Annotated in this window: 20 protein-coding genes; 9 read left to right on the top strand and 11 right to left on the bottom strand. The window is 34.2% G+C overall.

Going from position 1 to position 18,139, the window contains the following annotated elements:
- Positions 1-36: 36 nt before the first annotated feature.
- The 3 genes from ACOOWA_RS05695 (at position 37) to ACOOWA_RS05705 (ending at position 5,655) form a co-directional block, all read left to right on the top strand.
- Positions 37-3,258 carry a SusC/RagA family TonB-linked outer membrane protein gene (locus tag ACOOWA_RS05695; protein WP_421373842.1) on the top strand — a complete coding sequence of 1,074 codons (3,222 nt, stop codon included), beginning with the start codon at positions 37-39 and terminating at the stop codon, positions 3,256-3,258.
- 4 nt (positions 3,259-3,262) lie between these two features.
- On the top strand, positions 3,263-4,666 hold the full coding sequence (locus tag ACOOWA_RS05700) for a RagB/SusD family nutrient uptake outer membrane protein (protein ID WP_421373843.1): 1,404 nt from the start codon (positions 3,263-3,265) through the stop codon (positions 4,664-4,666).
- Positions 4,667-4,773: 107 nt separating this feature from the next.
- Entirely contained in the window at positions 4,774-5,655 is an 882-nt protein-coding gene (locus ACOOWA_RS05705) for a glycerophosphodiester phosphodiesterase family protein (protein WP_421373845.1), read from the top strand.
- Between the two features lie 82 nt (positions 5,656-5,737).
- Here ACOOWA_RS05705 and ACOOWA_RS05710 read toward each other — a convergent pair whose 3' ends face one another.
- Positions 5,738-7,099 carry a HAMP domain-containing sensor histidine kinase gene (locus tag ACOOWA_RS05710; RefSeq protein WP_421373846.1) on the bottom strand — a complete coding sequence of 454 codons (1,362 nt, stop codon included), beginning with the start codon at positions 7,097-7,099 and terminating at the stop codon, positions 5,738-5,740.
- Between the two features lie 7 nt (positions 7,100-7,106).
- Positions 7,107-7,796 (bottom strand): response regulator transcription factor, encoded by a 690-nt coding sequence (locus ACOOWA_RS05715; protein WP_421373848.1) that lies wholly within the window; start codon positions 7,794-7,796, stop codon positions 7,107-7,109.
- A gap of 222 nt (positions 7,797-8,018) precedes the next feature.
- On the opposite strand from ACOOWA_RS05715, the gene ACOOWA_RS05720 reads away from it, so the two are divergent.
- The 6 genes from ACOOWA_RS05720 (at position 8,019) to ACOOWA_RS05745 (ending at position 13,453) form a co-directional block, all read left to right on the top strand.
- Positions 8,019-9,347 (top strand): hypothetical protein, encoded by a 1,329-nt coding sequence (locus ACOOWA_RS05720; protein ID WP_421373849.1) that lies wholly within the window; start codon positions 8,019-8,021, stop codon positions 9,345-9,347.
- 11 nt (positions 9,348-9,358) lie between these two features.
- Entirely contained in the window at positions 9,359-9,778 is a 420-nt protein-coding gene (locus tag ACOOWA_RS05725) for a Dabb family protein (RefSeq protein ID WP_421373850.1), read from the top strand.
- A gap of 18 nt (positions 9,779-9,796) precedes the next feature.
- The gene (locus tag ACOOWA_RS05730) at positions 9,797-10,285 is read left to right on the top strand and encodes a hypothetical protein (RefSeq protein WP_421373852.1); all 489 of its coding nucleotides are present in this window, start codon (positions 9,797-9,799) and stop codon (positions 10,283-10,285) included.
- Between the two features lie 428 nt (positions 10,286-10,713).
- Complete coding sequence (locus ACOOWA_RS05735) at positions 10,714-11,412, top strand: hypothetical protein (RefSeq protein WP_421373853.1); 699 nt, start codon at positions 10,714-10,716, stop codon at positions 11,410-11,412.
- 600 nt (positions 11,413-12,012) lie between these two features.
- Entirely contained in the window at positions 12,013-12,765 is a 753-nt protein-coding gene (locus ACOOWA_RS05740; RefSeq protein ID WP_421373855.1) for a sensor histidine kinase, read from the top strand.
- Positions 12,766-12,772: 7 nt separating this feature from the next.
- On the top strand, positions 12,773-13,453 hold the full coding sequence (locus ACOOWA_RS05745; RefSeq protein ID WP_421373856.1) for a response regulator transcription factor: 681 nt from the start codon (positions 12,773-12,775) through the stop codon (positions 13,451-13,453).
- 1 nt (position 13,454) lies between these two features.
- Here ACOOWA_RS05745 and ACOOWA_RS05750 read toward each other — a convergent pair whose 3' ends face one another.
- The 9 genes from ACOOWA_RS05750 to ACOOWA_RS05790 all read right to left on the bottom strand — a co-directional run bounded on the left by ACOOWA_RS05750 (position 13,455) and on the right by ACOOWA_RS05790 (position 17,933).
- Entirely contained in the window at positions 13,455-14,156 is a 702-nt protein-coding gene (locus ACOOWA_RS05750) for a hypothetical protein (RefSeq protein ID WP_421373857.1), read from the bottom strand.
- A gap of 84 nt (positions 14,157-14,240) precedes the next feature.
- Positions 14,241-14,504 (bottom strand): RebB family R body protein, encoded by a 264-nt coding sequence (locus ACOOWA_RS05755; protein ID WP_421373859.1) that lies wholly within the window; start codon positions 14,502-14,504, stop codon positions 14,241-14,243.
- Between the two features lie 120 nt (positions 14,505-14,624).
- On the bottom strand, positions 14,625-14,891 hold the full coding sequence (locus ACOOWA_RS05760; RefSeq protein WP_421373861.1) for a RebB family R body protein: 267 nt from the start codon (positions 14,889-14,891) through the stop codon (positions 14,625-14,627).
- 125 nt (positions 14,892-15,016) lie between these two features.
- A complete protein-coding gene (locus tag ACOOWA_RS05765; protein ID WP_421373862.1) occupies positions 15,017-15,280 on the bottom strand; it encodes a RebB family R body protein in 264 nt (87 codons plus the stop codon).
- Between the two features lie 148 nt (positions 15,281-15,428).
- Entirely contained in the window at positions 15,429-15,671 is a 243-nt protein-coding gene (locus ACOOWA_RS05770) for a RebB family R body protein (protein ID WP_421373863.1), read from the bottom strand.
- 25 nt (positions 15,672-15,696) lie between these two features.
- Positions 15,697-16,107: a hypothetical protein gene (locus ACOOWA_RS05775; RefSeq protein ID WP_421373864.1), complete on the bottom strand. Its 411-nt coding sequence runs from the start codon at positions 16,105-16,107 to the stop codon at positions 15,697-15,699.
- 54 nt (positions 16,108-16,161) lie between these two features.
- Complete coding sequence (locus ACOOWA_RS05780; protein WP_421373865.1) at positions 16,162-16,974, bottom strand: hypothetical protein; 813 nt, start codon at positions 16,972-16,974, stop codon at positions 16,162-16,164.
- Between the two features lie 220 nt (positions 16,975-17,194).
- Positions 17,195-17,701, bottom strand: a complete 507-nt coding sequence (locus ACOOWA_RS05785) for a hypothetical protein (protein WP_421373866.1) — start codon at positions 17,699-17,701, stop codon at positions 17,195-17,197.
- 16 nt (positions 17,702-17,717) lie between these two features.
- The gene (locus ACOOWA_RS05790; protein ID WP_421373867.1) at positions 17,718-17,933 is read right to left on the bottom strand and encodes a RebB family R body protein; all 216 of its coding nucleotides are present in this window, start codon (positions 17,931-17,933) and stop codon (positions 17,718-17,720) included.
- Positions 17,934-18,139 lie beyond the last annotated feature (206 nt).

The raw sequence follows: 18,139 nt of genomic DNA on the forward strand, positions 1-18,139 counted from the left end.
CAATCAGTCAAATAACAACTAATTTTAAGCAAAGCTATGAAAAAAACAACAATTAGCATGATGTTGTTAGGTTTTTTGTGTGCGTCACAATTTTCCTTCGCAGAGGCTAACAAATGTTTTCAACAGTCCGTCAATCAACGGAAAACATCGTTAATCAAGATTTTTGAAAAACTTTCAAAAACCCACAATGTCAAATTCTTTTATTCAGTTTCAGACCTGAAAGACATTCAGGTAGATGATTCTGCAATTAATTATCAGTCACTGTCATCATCTTTGGAATATCTGAAGAAAAATGCAGGTCTTGATTTCAATGTAGATCAGAAAACAGTCACCGTTCGTCTTAATCCGAAAGCAATTGCTAAAATACAGAAAATGAATGCCGTTCAGTCCTTAGGTTATTCAAATTTTGTAAGAGACACTGCAAAATCAAGAGAAAAGGCTATTGATGAAGTAGTTTTGGTAGGCTACGGAAAACAAAATAAGAAAAACAATTCGGGCTCAATTTCTTCCATTGACGAAAAACAGATGAAAGGTGTTGCCTCAAGTAATTTTGGAGATATTATCGCTGGAAAAGTAACCGGAGTGCAGATTACCCAGGCAAATGCGAATCCCGGAGGAGCTACATCCATTCGAATAAGAGGAATAGGTACTTTAACGGCAGGTTCCAATCCTTTGATTGTTGTGGATGGACTTCCCTTGACGGAAGGTTCAAACTTAAACGCAATCGATCCCAATTCTATTGCAAAAATTGATATTCTAAAAGATGCCGCTTCTGCAGCCATTTACGGTTCGAGAGGAGCAAACGGTGTAGTGATTATAGAAACCAAGCAGGGTAAAAAGGGAAGAATGAGTGTGTCATTCGATTCTTATTACGGAATGCAGATGCGAAGCGATAATGTAAAGTTAGTTAACGCTTACGATATGGCAACTTTTTTGAAAGAAGCCCGTGACAATAATTATCTTTCTAAAGGAACTAACAGAAGTATTTTTGATGATACCGCTACAAGAGTGAGTAAAGGAGCTTCTTTAAGAGAGCTAATTCCTGATTATCTCAAGCCTTATCTGGAAAAACAACCGGGTTTAACTGATACAGACTGGCTGAATACGGTGATGAAACCTGCACCTATCAGTCAGACCTCATTAAATATTACCGGAGGAAGTGATAAGAGTAAGTATGCTTTTACTACAAGTTATTTTAATCAAAAAGGTTTGGTAATTGGTACTGATTATGAGAAATTTTCTACGAGCATCAACCTTTCAACAGATCTAACCGATAAATGGAAAGTTGGTGTTGCAATGACTCCATCGTATGCTACAGGAACTATTAATGCAGGAAATTCAAGAAGTTATAATCCCGTGCAGATGGCTACGACGATGTATCCTTTTTTCAAGGTTTATAATGATGACGGCAGTTTGGCTATTTCACAACAAATTTTGGGAAATACTGCAACCGACGGAGCATTGGTTGAAAATCCGGTTGCCGTTCAGGTAATGACGAACCGAAAATATAATTTGTTTAAAACTTTCGGAAATATTTTCACCGAACTTGAAGTATTGAAAGGTTTGAAATACAGATTTTCTGCAGGTGGAGATTACTCCAACTATGAATATAATTTCTTCGATCCTTCTACTGTCGGAGCATACCGCGCTGCTGCTCCGGATGTAACTTTTGCTAACAGAACAGAATACATCCGTAAAAATTATTTAATTGAAAATGTACTCTCATTTGACAGAAAATGGGGTTCTCATAAAATGGATGCGATTGGCGGACAGTCTTTTCAGCAGGAAGATAATACACAACTTTTTACCGAAGCAACAGCATTTCCTGATAACAGCATCAGAAATATTGCAGGCGGAACAGCTTTTAAAAATACATTGACTCAATATAAATGGAGGTTAATCTCTTATTTCACGAGAATAAATTATACATATAATAACAAGTATAATCTGATGGCTTCCTACCGTAGAGACGGATCTTCACGTTTTGGAATAAATTCTAAATGGGGAGATTTCTATGCATTTTCGGGAAGCTGGACAGTCAGTAATGAAAATTTCTTTCCTGAAAACCATATTCTAACCGATTTAAAATTAAGATACAGTTTAGGAAGCAACGGAAACAACCAGATTCCAAATTTTGGGGCTCTTTCTCTAATGAATCAGGAGAATTATACATTTGGCGGAATTTTAGCTCCGGGATATGCTACAGCAACCGCTCCCAATCCCAATATATCATGGGAAAAATCAAGATCCAATAACTTCGGAATCGATTTTTCTCTGTTTAGAAATACGCTGAATGTATCTGCTGATTATTATATTTTAAACAGAGACGGTTTATTACTGGATGTTCCTGTACCACAACAGTCAGGCTTCAGCACCTCTCTTCAGAATATCGGGAAAATTAAAAACTCAGGGTTTGAACTTCAGATCGCTTCCAAAACTTTTAACATTGCCAAAGATTTTACCTATTCTGGAAGCTTCAATTTCTCAACCAATAAAAATCAAGTTTTAGCCTTAGCGAATGGTCAGAATCAGATCATCACCGGAGAGAATAACTTCTCAATTACCAAAGTAGGTGGTTCGATTGGTGAAATGTATGGTTACAATATTATCGGAATCTATAAAACTCAGCAGGAAATCAATAATTCTGCTCACATTACCGGTACGATGATCGGAGATTACATCATGGAGGATCTGAATGGTGACGGTAAAATTGATGTTAATGATAAAAGAAGTTTTGGAAGCGGAGTTCCTAAATATATTTTAGGATTTAACAACAATTTCAGGTATAAGAATTTTGAACTGAGTTTCTCATTATACAGCGAGATAGGCAAAAAGATATACAACGCCGATGCTGTTACCACACTAGAATCCGGGGAAGGTTTCGGGATGGCTTCCCAGTATTATTTTGATAACCGTTATAATCCACAAACTAATCCCAACGGTTTTTTCGGAATGCCGAATATGAATTTCTCCAATAACAGAAAAGAAGCCAGAACTTCTAATCTCTATTTCAAAAATGCAGATTATGTAAGGTTGAGATCTCTGCGTTTAGCGTACAATTTACCACATTCTATGCTCGGAAATTTAGGTTTGGAAAACGTACAGGTCTATCTCGTAGGAAACAATATTTTCACTTTTTCAAAGTATAAAGGCTTAAATATCGATGCTACTTCAGATAATGTTTTGACTCAAGGTTTTGACCAGGCATATTATCCGGTAGCTAAAATTTATTCAATGGGCTTTAATCTTAAATTTTAAAATCATGAAAAAAATAATCATTACAATATTCAGTTTATCCATCATTTACTCGTGTTCTTCTGATTTGTTGGAACTGAATCCTGAAGCCCAAAAAGTTTCTTCTCAATTCTACAATAATTCTGCTGAAATTGAGCAGGGTATTATTTCTGTGTATGGAGCGCTTCAATATACAGGTCAGTATCAACTGGGAATGCCTGCTTTAGGGGAATTACCTTCAGATAATACCTATGATGAAGTTCCTGCAAACGATGCTTTCACATATGGAGAATTGGATTTTTTTACCATTCAACCCAATAATACGCTGATCGCAAGTACCTGGAAAGATAATTATATCGGAATTCAGCAGGCTAATATTATCCTGAACAGAATCGGAAATATTCCAGATATGACAGATGCAGTAAAGAATACAAGAATTGGGGAAATGAAGTTTTTAAGAGCCTTAATGTATTTTAATCTGGTAAGAACCTTCGGCGATGTTCCCTTGGTTTTAAAAGAAACTACGAATGTCAATGAATATTTTGGTCAGCCACGAACACCTGTTGCAGAAGTATATTTGGCGATAGAAAAAGATTTAAAAGAATCCATTAATCTTTTACCAGCAACTACAACGCAGAAAGGACGGGTGACAAAAGGTGCAGCTTTAGGGATTTTAGGAAAAGTACTCCTGACTCAGAAGAAGTTTACGGAATCTTTAACCTATTTAAATCAGGTAGAACCTTTAGGGTATCAACTTTTAACGGATGTAACAAAAATATTCGATATTGCCAATAAAAACAATGCTGAAATTATTTTTGATGTACAGTTTGCATCAGGATTAAACGGAAATTCAGAAGGTAGCACAGCATATCAAATGTTCAGTCCGTCAGGTTCAGTTTCCGGAGCTAAAGGTCACAATCTTCCTACAAAAGAAGTTTATAATCTTTATTCTGCGGGAGATTCAAGACGTTCAGCTTATATTGGTCTTACTTCAAGCGGAATTCCTTTCAGTAAAAAACTCGTAAAGACCTCAAATACCATTGCGGATGGCGGAAGTAATTTTGTGGTATTACGATTGGCAGATATTTTTCTGATGAAAGCAGAATGTTTTGCTGAACAAAATGACTTTACCAATGCCAACTTATATTTAAATAAAATTAAAACGAGAGCAGCAATCCCTACAACAAATTTTACATCAAAAGATTTACTTTTGAATGAAATCGACCGTGAAAGAAGATTGGAATTTGTGGGAGAAGGTCACCGTTGGTTTGATCTTTTAAGAACCGGAAAAGCAATTTCGGTAATGACTGCTCATTTTAACAATAATCAGGGTTACAGTACGGCGCAAATTAAGCAATATAATTTGTTAATGCCAGTTCCGCAAGGTCAGATTAACACAGACCCTGCGTTGAAACAAAATCCAGGATATTAATCTAACAAAATATTTGAAATCATCTCATCCCGAAACCTTTTAGAATTATTTTTTTTTACACTTTCTTCATTGGGATGAGACTTCAAATTTTAATAATCTTAAAAACTATGATATTTAATAGCAAAATAAATACACTGCTTTTCTTAGCCGTTGTATCGTTTTTTTCAGCACAAAAAAAGGAAATTTCATTATCAAAATTTCCTGATGACAAAGTAATGGTGGTCGCTCACCGTGGCGATTGGAGAGAAGCTCCTGAAAACTCAGTCTGGGCAATTAAGAAAGCCATCGAAAAAGGCGTGGATATGGCAGAAATTGATCTTGCAATGACCAAAGACAGCATTTTGGTTCTGATGCACGATAATACGATTGACAGAACAACGACGGGAAAAGGTAAGCCATCAGATTTTACATTGGCTGAAATTAAAAAACTTAGTCTCAGAGACGGCTTAGGAGTAGAAACCCAGATGAAAGTTCCCACTTTGGAAGAGATTCTTGAGATTAGCGACGGGAAAATTTTACTCAACTTAGATAAAGGTTTTGATTATATCAAACAAGTTTATCCTTTAGTTAAAAAAAGAAAGATGCTTGATCAGATTTTATTTAAAGGTCATGAATCTTACTCAGAGTTTAATCAAAAATACGGCGATATTAAAAATGAAATTCATTACATGCCTATCATCGGATTAAACAAGAAAGAAGATCTTGAAAAAATTGAAAATTACATTCAGAATTATAAGGTGTATGGTTTTGAATTTACAGTCGGAAACACAGAAAAATACCTGATTGATTTTAAGACACTTAGAAAGAAAAACGTTAAAATATGGGTGAATTCGCTATGGCCTCATCATAATGCAGGGAATAACGACGATATGGTTTTGGTAAATCCCAATGTCTATGATTGGTACATTGAAAAAGGTATAAATATTATTCAGACAGACCGACCTAGAGAGTTGATTATTTATTTGAAAAATAGAAAATTGTATTATTAATATTTTAAACTTAATATTTTAGAAAAGTTATTTCTGAATTTCGGATTAATATAATATTTCTGCTAATTCAGAAATAGCTTTCTTAAAACGTTACCGTAATTTGAGTGCCTATTCCGGATTGGGAATGAAGTTTTATCTTTCCCTGATGCATTTCAATAATTCTTTTTACAATTGATAATCCGATGCCGTTTCCAGATTCAAAGTTCTTGTTATTACCACGATAAAAAAGGTCAAATATTTTTAATTGATCTTCTTCTGAAATACCTGTTCCTTGATCGATAAAACGGATTTCCAAGGTTTTGTTCTGAACCTCAATTTCAATAGTACAGCTTTTACCTGCCGAATATTTACAGGCATTTTCCATTAAATTTAAAAAAGCAATTTGTAGCAGATAAGGATTTCCGTGGAAATCATAATTACTTTCATCTTCATCTCCCAAATTATCCATATAATGAATCCCTATTTTGTAATCAGGATTTTTCTGAACCAATGCGACTTTTGCATCCGCTAAAATTTCGTCTAAACGAATATCTGTAAAACTAATTTGTGATACATCATAACTCGCTCTTGCAAAATCCAGCAAAGCAGATGAAAGCTGCGAAGCGTGGTTTGCATCCTGCAATGCATTATCGATGGAAATTTTGTAATCATCCAGAGTAACATTCAGCTCCTTTGCAAGTTCTAACTCAGCAATCAAAGTTGAAAGTGGAGTTCTGAATTCGTGTGAAATTGTCGTAACAAATTGCCTGTGATTACTAAAAGATTTTTCTAAACGGTTAAAGGTAGAATTGAAGGTTTCAGTCAACTCATAAATTTCATCTTTCGCTTTCGGTATAACCAATCTTTTGTTGAGATTATGCTCAGAAATATCCCGTATCTGTAGAATAATATCCTTTAAAGGCTTCAATGTATAATAAGAAAACAGAAAACCGATAATAAATATAATAAGTATGGAAATGATATAAATAACAATAATATCATTCTTAAATTCTTCAATGTGTGCTTTTCCTGTAATATCTACTGCACTTCCGATAATGTAAAAATTTTCATGGTCAAATTCATATCGGAATGCCATGTACTGACGTTCTCTTCTTAGCCATGTAATTTTATCTTTATGGGTTTTGATAAGTTGATTTAAGTAATATTGATTTTTTGATGAAGGCGGAAGGTCTGTAAATATCAATTCCTTCTTTGCGTTATATACACTGATGTCGGCTTCATTCAGTAGCTTTTTGTTGCGCTCGTGAATTTCACGAATTTTGGAAGCACTGATATTCGCATCAAAAATAAATTCTGAACGCCAGGTAATTTTGTAGGCGAGACGGTCATTAAATTCATCTTCCCGGTTTTTTTCTGATACAAAATAAAGTACATACGCAAAAATAAAAAGAATTCCTGCCGTTAAAATGGAGTAGGTGAGTGCGGTTCGGGTCGCAATTTTCATAATGAAATTATAATTGACTGGTGAAAATAAATCCCATCCCGGGTTTTGTGTGAATCAGTTTTTCGCCAAAGTCTTTATCAATTTTCTTGCGTAGATAAGCAATGTAAACGTCAATATAATTTGTGCCGGTGTCAAAATGATTTCCCCAGACATTTTCAGCAATTTCGTCACGACTCAAAATTCGTTCTGCATTCCTCATCAAGAAAACCAGCAATTTAAACTCTTTCGGTGTAAGATTTATTTCTTTTTGGTTTCTGTAAACACGGTTTGTTTTGGTGTTGACCATCAAATTTTTATATTCAATTTTACTGGAATTTTCATTTTGCTCGGGCAAAGATGATTTTCTCAGGAGAACCGCTTTTATTCTTGCATACAATTCTCTTATTTCGAAAGGTTTTACCATATAATCATCTGCACCGGCATCGAAACCTTCAATTTTTTCATCGATGGTTTCTAAAGCGGTTAACATAATAATAGGGAGTTCAGAATTTTTCTGTTTAATGAGTTTACTCAATTCGATGCCATTCATTTTCGGAAGCATAATATCGGTAATCACCAAACCAAAAACGATATTCTCGATCATTATTAATGCATCTTCTGCATCTTCCGAAATATAAATCTGATAGCCCTGACTTTCCAAACCTCTTTTTAGCAAAGCGGAAACCCGTGCATTATCTTCTATAATTAAAACTTTCATGTAAAATAATTTTCTGGACAGTTATTGATAATTTATAGATTATCAAAAGTCCTTAAAATTCTTGTACAAAGGTATTCTATATTTTTATTTTAAAGCTTTGCTCACACGGTTTTAATGAATTTCTAAAGATTTTCTAATAGTTTTCTAATGAACTTCCTTGATTTTCGAGCCTAATTTTGTCCCGTTGAAATCATCAACAAAGATTCAGAAAAAGAAAATGTTATGAATAGAAAATCTTTTAAAGTTGGGCTTATTATAGTTTCAATGATAGGTTTAAGCTCAAAAGTTGAGGCACAGAAAAAAAATGATTTTAATAATCCTTCTCTAACCCATTACCTTAATGATAAACATACGAGATTTATCTCTTTAAGTGGTTATGCTGAGCTATGGGCAAGATATACACAACTTAATCCAGGAAGCTTAATTAACAATGAAGCAAAATCTGACGTTTCAGATTTATCTCTTCGTAGGATAAGAGTAAAAATGACTTACAAGCCCACTGAAAAAATGATGTTTGTATTACAGGGTGGTACAACAAATGTAAATGTTAACGCAAAAGGCAGCAATTATTTTGATTTGCTGGATGCATATGGAGAATATTCATTCAACGATAAAATTGCTTTTGGTGCAGGTCGTTCAACATGGAGAGGTTTATCAAGATTTACCACAGGACCTTTAAACACTTTATTGTATGATTTGCCTGCTTATGCAACTTCCAATGCGGGAGCTGTAGATTATACGGTAAGAGAATTAAGTGCTTATATTAAAGGCCAGATTGGCAAATTCGATTATCGTTTGGTTGTTGCAGATCCTTATACCATGTCGACTGCTGATCCTAAATACAATGTAGCAACATTCAGCAAAAATTCGCCCAATAAAGATTTTTCAGGATATTTCAGATATGCTTTTTTAGATACAGAAAATATTTCTACTCCATTTAATTCCGGAACGTACGTAGGGAAAAAAAATGTTTTAAGCGTGGGAGCCGGTTTCGATTATATTCATGATGCAATGTGGCATCAGGATATTAATAAAAATACCATCAACGACGATATGAAAAATTTTGCGGTAGATTTATTTTATAATGCTCCTTTGAATAAAGAAAAAGGAACTTCTGTAAGTGCTTACGGAATGGCAATGCACAATGATTACGGACCCAATTATGTACGATATGTTGGGACGAATAATCCTGCAACTTCTGTAGATGCATCTTTAGCAAGCTTAAATGGAGCAGGAAACGCAATGCCCGTAATCGGAACCGGAAATACTTATTATGTTCAGTTAGGCGGAACACTTCCTTATTTAAACAAAGAAAAGAAGAATCTTCAGTTACAACCCGCTGTCGGAATACAGTTATCTGATTTAAAAGGTCTTCATGACAATGCTGTAATTTACGATGCAGGGATTTCATTATTAATGAATGGGATGTCTTCAAGATTGACTTTTGATGCGCAAAACAGATCCGTTTTTACCGGAGACCCCAGTAATAATGCAGTGGTTTCTGACCGACAATGGCAGTTTGTTTTAAAGTACAGAATAGATTTTAATTAAAAATAATTACAATGGAAAGAAGAAAATTTTTATTCCGATCGGTTCAGGCTTCCGCTCTGTTGCTGATTTCGGGAAATATATTTGCCTCAGCTTTACCTATGTTTAATCCTCAAAAAAAGAAAAAAGTGTACGCTCATAATTTGTTTTTCTGGCTTAGAAATGATCTTTCGAAGACAGAAGTAGAAGATTTTAAAAAATTCTTTGAAGGTTTGAAAAAATTACCTTATCAAAAAAATCTTCACTACGGAAAACCTGCAGGCTCAAGCCCGAGAAGTGTTTTAGACAGCACATATACTTACAATGCCTCAATGGAATTTGAGAGTCTGGAAGAATTGGAAGCCTACGGAAAACTTCCTGAGCATTTAGCGTTAGTTCAAAAATACAAACCATTTTTTATTAAAATGTTGGTTTATGATACGGTTTACAATTAATAATTAATTAAATTTATAATGAAAAATTTCATGAGAGGCTTAAGCCTAGTTTTAGCATTAAGTACTGTTGGAGTGATGAATGCACAGAATAAAGAAAACAAAAATCTTAGTATTAAGGTCAACAAAGAAGAATCTAAAGATTATATACCGGCGGTAAGAATGGTGAATAATCCTGATGGATCGTGTACTTTTGAAAAAGGAAGAATTCCTACGCTGAAACATCTGAATACTACAACATTCTGGATCAGCAACAAAACAGAAGACTGGGAGAAAAACGCTCATCCTGCTCCAAGAAGGCAATATGTGATTACTTTAAAAGGAAATATCAGATTTAAAGTTACAGACGGTTCTACATTCATTATTAAACCGGGAACCGTGCTATTGGCAGAAGATCTTAAAGGAAAAGGTCACAGTTGGGATATGGTAAAAAGTAAATCGTGGGAAAGATTGTATATTCCGATTTCAGAAAATGCAGATGATTTATTTGTTGCGGATAAAGATTTATAGTCAACGATAAAAGTATTTTACTGCGAAACTTTGTTTTCATGGTGTTTAAATAAACACAAGGATACAAAATGCATAATGGGTTTCGTTAAATATAAAAGCAGTCTCAAAAAGACTGCTTTTATATTTAATCTTAGCTATACTGAAATGAAATACCAGATACTGTTTGTTCTTTATCAATATTACCAAAAACTGAGTTTTGATTGTATGATTCCGTTTGAGGAAGAAGCTCTGATATTTTAGTTGAGATAGAATATTAAAAATTCAGTTTCATCAAACAATAATTAAATATCTGATTTAATTAAAAGTATTTTATAGTATTGATTTACAAGGTAAGATTACAAAATAATTCACCAAAAAGTACTTATATGATTGGTGTAAAGGCTTTTTTTGTAAATTTAAAAAAAATTTAACCACCAAATCAAATTAACATGGAATTAGAACTTGTTTACAAAGCTATTAAAAATTGGAAAGCACTCATTTATTCTTATCAGCAGGGAAATATAGACAGCGCAAAAGAGCTTCTGGAATTTTTAAATCAAGGATCACATTTTTCAATTGATGCCTCTGTAATAAAAGAATGGAGTATACGCCTTGCAGGAGTTGAAAATCAATTTATTCATGTTTATGCAGGCATTGAAAATAATCTATTTAAGTTGTATTTAATAGATTCTGATAGTGATGCAAAAGGAGATTTTAGTTATATCGTAAAGAGGGAATTCAACCGAAAACCTCCACTGAATCTTCCTGAAATGCAGTTGTGCTCCGGTCCTCCTATCTCATCAGAATCGGCAATTTACCGCAATTTTATTTTCAATATGTTTTGTAGTGCATGGATGGCTACACAAAAAAATGATTTTTTTCGCATCATCACGGTTCCTTTTGATGATTACAAAAGAATGGAGCTTGAAACCGGTCAGTCATGCATTTGTTTTTTCGGGATTACGAATGAGGGAAAAGAATCTAATGATATAAAAGATTTTCATATAGAGTTAATTACCATAAAAGATTTGAAAATTGACAGCATAAGTAAAACAGCGGAGAATTATTCCACTCCACGACCACCTTTTACAGCAACAGACCCAAATACGAATTATCAATTATTACTGAAAAGTGATGAATATCTATAATCAATTGTCGGTTTATCTGCAGTTGATCATTAATTTCACGTTGCTTTTTGGATTAATCATACTTCTTCATCGTGGGAGAAAATCAAAGAAATTATTATTTATTTTTCTTTTAGGTGAGATTGCAACAGAATTGCCTGATTTAATTTTTCGTATAACAAAAGTTAACACAGCGAATATATTTATTTATCCGATCAGTCAAAGTTTTACTCTTTTGATAATAACGGAGATTTACCATAAGTATTTTTTAAAAATTCCTGATACTGTGAAAATTGTTGTCTATCTTTTCTCAGCACTGTTATTTTTACTTAACAGTTTTATAAAGCTAGGAACAGGTTTGCATCATTTTTATTTCAATATCGTTACAGATATTATTATCTGCACGTTTGCGGCTATGTACTTTATGTATATTTTTAAGAATCCTGAAAGTGATAAGATTTTGTTAGGAACAAATGTGATTGTTTTTTTATTTTTCTCAATCGAGAGTATTATATCAACGACTTTTAATTTTCTAATAAGTCATCACTTGAAGTGGGTAGCTCCTATCTGGCTTTTCAGAGGGGTACTCCTGTGGTTTTTATATATAACTTTTATCAACTTGGGATGGAAATCAGACAGGATGGCGGCCTGATCGTCGCATGGATATGGATTGGGATTGGTTTGTTATCTTTAACAACGATTTTTATCACTGCCGTTATACTTCGTTATATAAAAAACACTGAAAATAACAAACGACAAACCTTCAGTCTAATTGATAAATTACAGACAGAATATGACGATAATACTCTTTATTTTCAGGAAAAAGATCGGGAGAGGCTAGCTGCAGAACTGCATGACAATATTATATCTAGATTAAACCTCCTGCGTCATAGTCTTTATTACAAAGATTTGAATGAACTCCATTTAGATTTGAAAAAATCAATGCAGCTTATCAGAAATTTTACCCATCAATTAACCCCTCCCGATCTTAATGAAGTGGATCTGACTGATCTAATTTCAGATTATCTTGAAGAGGTAAGAAGAAGTATTTTTGTTGATTATCATCAATTGATTTTACATGAAAATAGCATCAATAATACAATAAAACTAAACACGTTCAGGATATTTCAGGAATTGATCAGCAATATTTTAAAGCATGCTGATGCCTCAGTCATAACAGTTTCGCTTAGAATTTCACAAAAAAATATTATTTTACAGGTGAAAGATAATGGTAAAGGCTTTAACTATAAAGAAAAAACATCAGGAATCGGACTACAAAATATTAAGTTACGAACCAAAAATATGGATGCTCATTTTAAATATAAATCCATGCCCCAAAAAGGCACGGGTTTTATTATCGTCATCAATATAACATAGATCTAATATGGAACAATCAAAAATAAAAGTTGGCATCGTGGATGATGACAAATTATTTGTACAATTACTAAAACAATATATTAATACTACCAAAGATTATTTCGTGGTTCAAACCTATGTAAGCGGTAATCAATTTCTAAATGACACGGATATTGCGATACCACAAATTCTTCTGTTAGATCTTAGAATGTCTGATGGTGACGGTCTCGCAGTACTGTCTGAAATGACCATCCGGAAAACCGAAATTAAAATCATTGTCCTTTCAAGTTTTTACAGAAGATCATTCATGGGACAAATGCTGAAAATGGGAGCACATGCATTTTTATCTAAAGAAATTGATTTGGAAGATCTGATTAAGGTAATGCACACTGTTCATCATCATGGTCATTATTTCTCTAAAGAGCAGGTTGAGCTGATGAGAAGCCAGCTGTCGAATAGACTTCCTGAATTCAATTCGTTTTCGAAAGATGATCTGACAGAGCGGGAAATTGATGTTCTTAAGCTCGTTTGTCAACAATTAAATACGAAAGAAATAGCAGATACTTTATTCATTTCTCCTAAAACAGTAGAGACACATAAATCTAACTTGATGGTTAAAACTGGTGTTAAAAATAGTGCAGGTCTGGTTATTTATGCTGTTCAAAACAATATTATAAATGCTCATGATATTGTTTTACTGGATAAATGATTTACCATTTACGGTTAAAATCGGTAATATCTTCAACAGAATGATCTATTCTCGGAAGGTTTCTAGATCTCCTTAAACCTGCAACGCCAGCTTTCGCCATAGAAGGAAATAGTCTGGTTCCTACTTTCTGATTAATCCATCTGAAATTATTGTATCCTCCGCCTCGTATTTCTGTGTACACAAACCCATCTATTTCTACAAATCTAAATTCTAAATATCCTCCGCTAAATAAATGCCCCGCCTCGGCTACATTTTTCATCGTTAAAGCCTCGTCATCGTGGGTTGTACGTACAGGACCTCCCATACCGGCCGTTGCTAAACCTCCTTGAGATCTTGCACCAAAAACAGTATGATCCTCTCCGATAAGAGCAAAGGGAACAGACCTTGTTATAGAAGCTTTTGAGTATGTATATAGGGTACGGGCATTGAATTCAGGGGAAACTTCTCCTCCCATAACTCTAAATGCAAATTTATGTTCGCCATAATTAATTTTCCATCCCAGCCATCTTCCCATACTTCGTAAAGGGCTTAAAAGAGGAAATCCCCGCCATCCTTCAGGATAAATTGCCCGGTTGATCCTCCGAGCCATGGGAGCATATTCTTCAGATTGTAAAATTTGGCTGTAAAAAGGCTGTGAACGATCCCAAATTCTTTGTAAGGGTAATGCTCTTGGTTGTGAAAGAAAAGATATTATTTTTCTCATTTCTAATTTTTTTAGTTATCTTAATTTTTTTAATTATTAAATCAGGGAGAACAGATAAACTCTCCCTGATATAATTGTAACATCTTAAGAAGGATTCATCATTCTTGCAATTGATACTGCATCTGCCACAGTATCCATACTGTAAATCTGCATGACTCCCTGAGTAGTTGCTGCCTGTCCCAATATATTTTGTTGGTTCTGACTGTTCACTGCATTTTCAAACATAAGTCCTGTAGAATGTGCAGCTGTCTGATATACGTTTGCTAAAGCCATAGCGGGTGATTCTGCAACTACTTTTACATTAGTTTGCGTTACAGCGTCTGTGATTTGTTCATTTACGAATGCCATATTTTATATTTTAAAAGTTTAACTTCCGGATTTTCCGGTGATTTAGATTAAAAGGGTTGTTTGTTTTTTAAAACAACCGGACGAGGTCCGGCTGCTAAATATTTGCTTTATGCTATTGATTTACGGGTTAGGATTAAGCATTCTGGCAATAGAAATAGCGTCTGCTACTGTATCGACACTGTAGATCTGCATTACGCCTTGTGTGGTTGCTGCCTGTCCTAAAATATTCTGTTGATTCTGGTTATTTACAGAATTTTCGAACATAAGTCCCGTTGAATGAGCAGCCGTTTGGTAAACATTACCTAGTGCTACTGCAGGTGCTTCACCTACTACTTTTACATTGGTTTGCGTTACCGCATCTGTGATTTGTTGGTTTACGAATGACATAATTAAAATTTTTTTAAATTTAGAAAGAACCGGATTCTCCGGACATATTCATTAAAAGTTGATTTGTTCAGGAGCAAAAAAAATTGCTCATGGTTGCTGAAAGTTTCCTGTTTTTAAGATCCTTACTAAGGATTTGGATTCAACATTCTAGCGATGGAAATAGCGTCTGCTACTGTATCCACACTATAGATTTGCATAACTCCCTGATTGGTGGCTGCTTGCCCCAAGATATTCTGCTGGTTTTGATTGTTTACTGCATTTTCAAACATAAGACCTGTTGAGTGTGCTGCTGTCTGGTAAACATTACCTAGTGCCATTGCAGGCGCTTCACCTACAACTTTTACATTTGATTGTGTTACTGCGTCTGTGATTTGTGTATTCACTGCCATAATTGTAAATTTTTTGAGATAAATCTCGGTTAATAATTATTTGATTTTAAACTAGTTTTATAATTTTTTAAATCTGATATAGGATACGAAAATGTTAGCCTTTATCACATCATTTGAAGATGTAGCCTTAATATTAAAGGCAAACAAATTAAAAGTCAAAGCGGCTTTTTCTAAAAACTTTTAGATTCTTTTTTAATTTTAATGAGCTCATCTTTTTAATTCCTATTACAGAACTGCTTAATCCGATAAGCGAATCTTTTTGCTGATTCATAACAGATTGCTCATACATTAATCCTGTCGAATGGGCATTAACCTGCATTAATATAGCAGCAGGTACTGCAGAAGACATTCCTAAGACTTCAGTATTTATTCCTGTTTCTTTATGTGACATAATTCCTGTTATTTTGGTGTTGATATTATTGATGTAAAGCGCCAAATCTTGCCTGTATCTGGCTTAATCTTTTCGCAACTTTTATTTCTTTATTTTTGAAAGATTCCTGCAGATTTTTTAATCGCTCAGCGTGGTCAATAGGAGCAAGGCCTCCTTTATTTGTAGCTTCCTGTAACTCTTGTTTGTGTGCTTGCTGCTGCTGTACAGCTTCTTCCAGCTTTTGAAGAAGAGGAGATAAGTGCGTAAGGGTTTCTTTTACTGCCCGATCCTTAATATATGTAATAATTTCATCTTCATGATTGATCACAAAAGACATTACGGCTTCTTTGTCTAGTAGAACCTGCTGTTGCTCTACCGGCTCTACATCAATCGTTATAGGAAAGTTTTTTTTCCCACTTCCATAAGGTTTTATTCTTTGATATATGATTCTGCTCATCAACCTTTATTTTATGATTAGATTTATAAGTAAGTTGCCAGTAAATGATAATATTTAAAATAAATATTCAATATATGCTGCTGCGGAAGTCCAATCTCTGTTGAGATCCTTAATTACATTTGCTCCAACAATTTCCAGTGCGATGCAACCTGCAATTGCATTGGCAGAAATTATTTCCTTAAGCTGATTGTTAGGAAGACTTAAATAATACTCGTCTGGAATTAGTGGAGTCTTTCCCGTAGTGTTCGAATTTTCTTTTAGAATAATATCTACTATTTCCTGGAAATAGTGAGCTATTAATTTAGCGCCCTGAAATTCTAATTCTCTTTTTAACTCGATGATTTCATTTTGGGTTACCAGATCTGAAGTGGCATTAACATCAACGTCATGAACGGAGTACAGAGGCTCTCCTGTATTTGATGATGTGACAGTAATATCTGTTTTAAGGATATATTTTGACTTTTCAAGATTAAGTGTAAGAAGTTTAGAATCAACCTCCGTATCGGCAATATCACTCAGTTTATTAAGAGGAAGAATTCGAAGGTTACAAAAAAAAGTCTCTTGTTCTTCTAACTTGATCATGATTACTACAATGCCAGTTGATTTACTTTTAGGTTCAATAACGAATGACTTATAATTGTTATATCTTTTCCCTTTATTGGTGCATACTACTTGTCTTATAACGGGCTGAATATTAATGTCTGAAGTAGTCAGCGAGAAAGAGACACGGTCATTATTATTTTCCGGTTTTTTAATACTGAAATATTCAGCATCACTGCTTCTGGTTATTAGGAGACTTTCATTTATTTCCTTTAACGATCGGAAATTTAAAATTTTTGCTGGTTTTGTTTCGGTTGAATAATTCATTTTTTATTATTTTTAAGTTTTTCTATGAGTTTTGAAAATATGGACGGTTTTGAAGCTTCACTTGTGTGAATTTCTAAAAGCTTTGTTCTGTTTACATTATTCGGTTGCGATGGCAGATCTGATACATCGATCTTATTTTTATCACTGTTTTCAGGGCTTACAACAGTTTTTTTAGTTGTAATGTTATTATTCTCAGAAAAAGAATCGGTTTCAGGTTCTTTTACAGGTTTTTTTTTTCACTTTCCCCGGAGCTAAAGACAGGTTTTGAAGGAATTTCAGGATTATCTGCGCCTGATCCATTCATAGGATTGATAAAATTAGGTTGGAACATAGCATTGGAGATTTTTGTCTTTGCTTCAGCATACTCGCTAACCATTTTAAATAAATCCCTTATCATTTCATTTCCCTGACCATTATCATGAATCTCGGAAGATGTTGAAATACCGGGCGGAGGTTTATTTTCGCTCCATGTTCCATAGGTGAGTAAATTATTTGCTAGCCGGCTAATAGCAATCAGGCCAAGCTGCTCAAAACCTTTTAAAAATGATTGTAAATCTTGAACCATCATTCCCGTAGACTGTTCGATCATCACTTTTGTAATACCTCCCATCGGAGAGGCTTCCGGTGGTGCTAATACCTCAGCGTTTATAAACTGTACAGATTTTTCTGTAGCAGTTTGTGCTTCGGCTTGCTGAGACAGAGCTGTTTCACTATTGATCTCGTCCATTGCTTTGTAATATTATTTATCCTTTTAAAATCTTTATGGCATCTGCAACAATTGCGGGATTGAGCTGATTTAAATTGTGCTGGTTTGTCGCTGAATTTTGTATTGAAATTCCGCTTGCGTGGGTTGCCATCTGATAAAGCATACTCATTGCCTGAGCCGGAGATTCTCCAAGCACAGTAACATTCGTCTGTGTAACTGCATCTGTCGTCTGATTATTTACTGTATCTGCCATATTTTTTCTATGATAGGTTATTATTTTGTTTTAACTTTAACGGAGCAGGCTAAAAAGTTAACAAGCTGATACTTTATAGTTTCACTTACTTTTAATTCAAAGTCTTACCCCTTTTGTCTGATACAAATTTCAATTATTTAAACAAGCTTGATTTCAGGGAAAAAACTGATTTTTAGAAAATCGGGGAAATCTCGTAACTTAAAATA

Origin of the sequence: Chryseobacterium sp. GP-SGM7 (assembly GCF_049166575.1) — a bacterium.
Classification (GTDB): Bacteria; Bacteroidota; Bacteroidia; order Flavobacteriales; family Weeksellaceae; genus Chryseobacterium.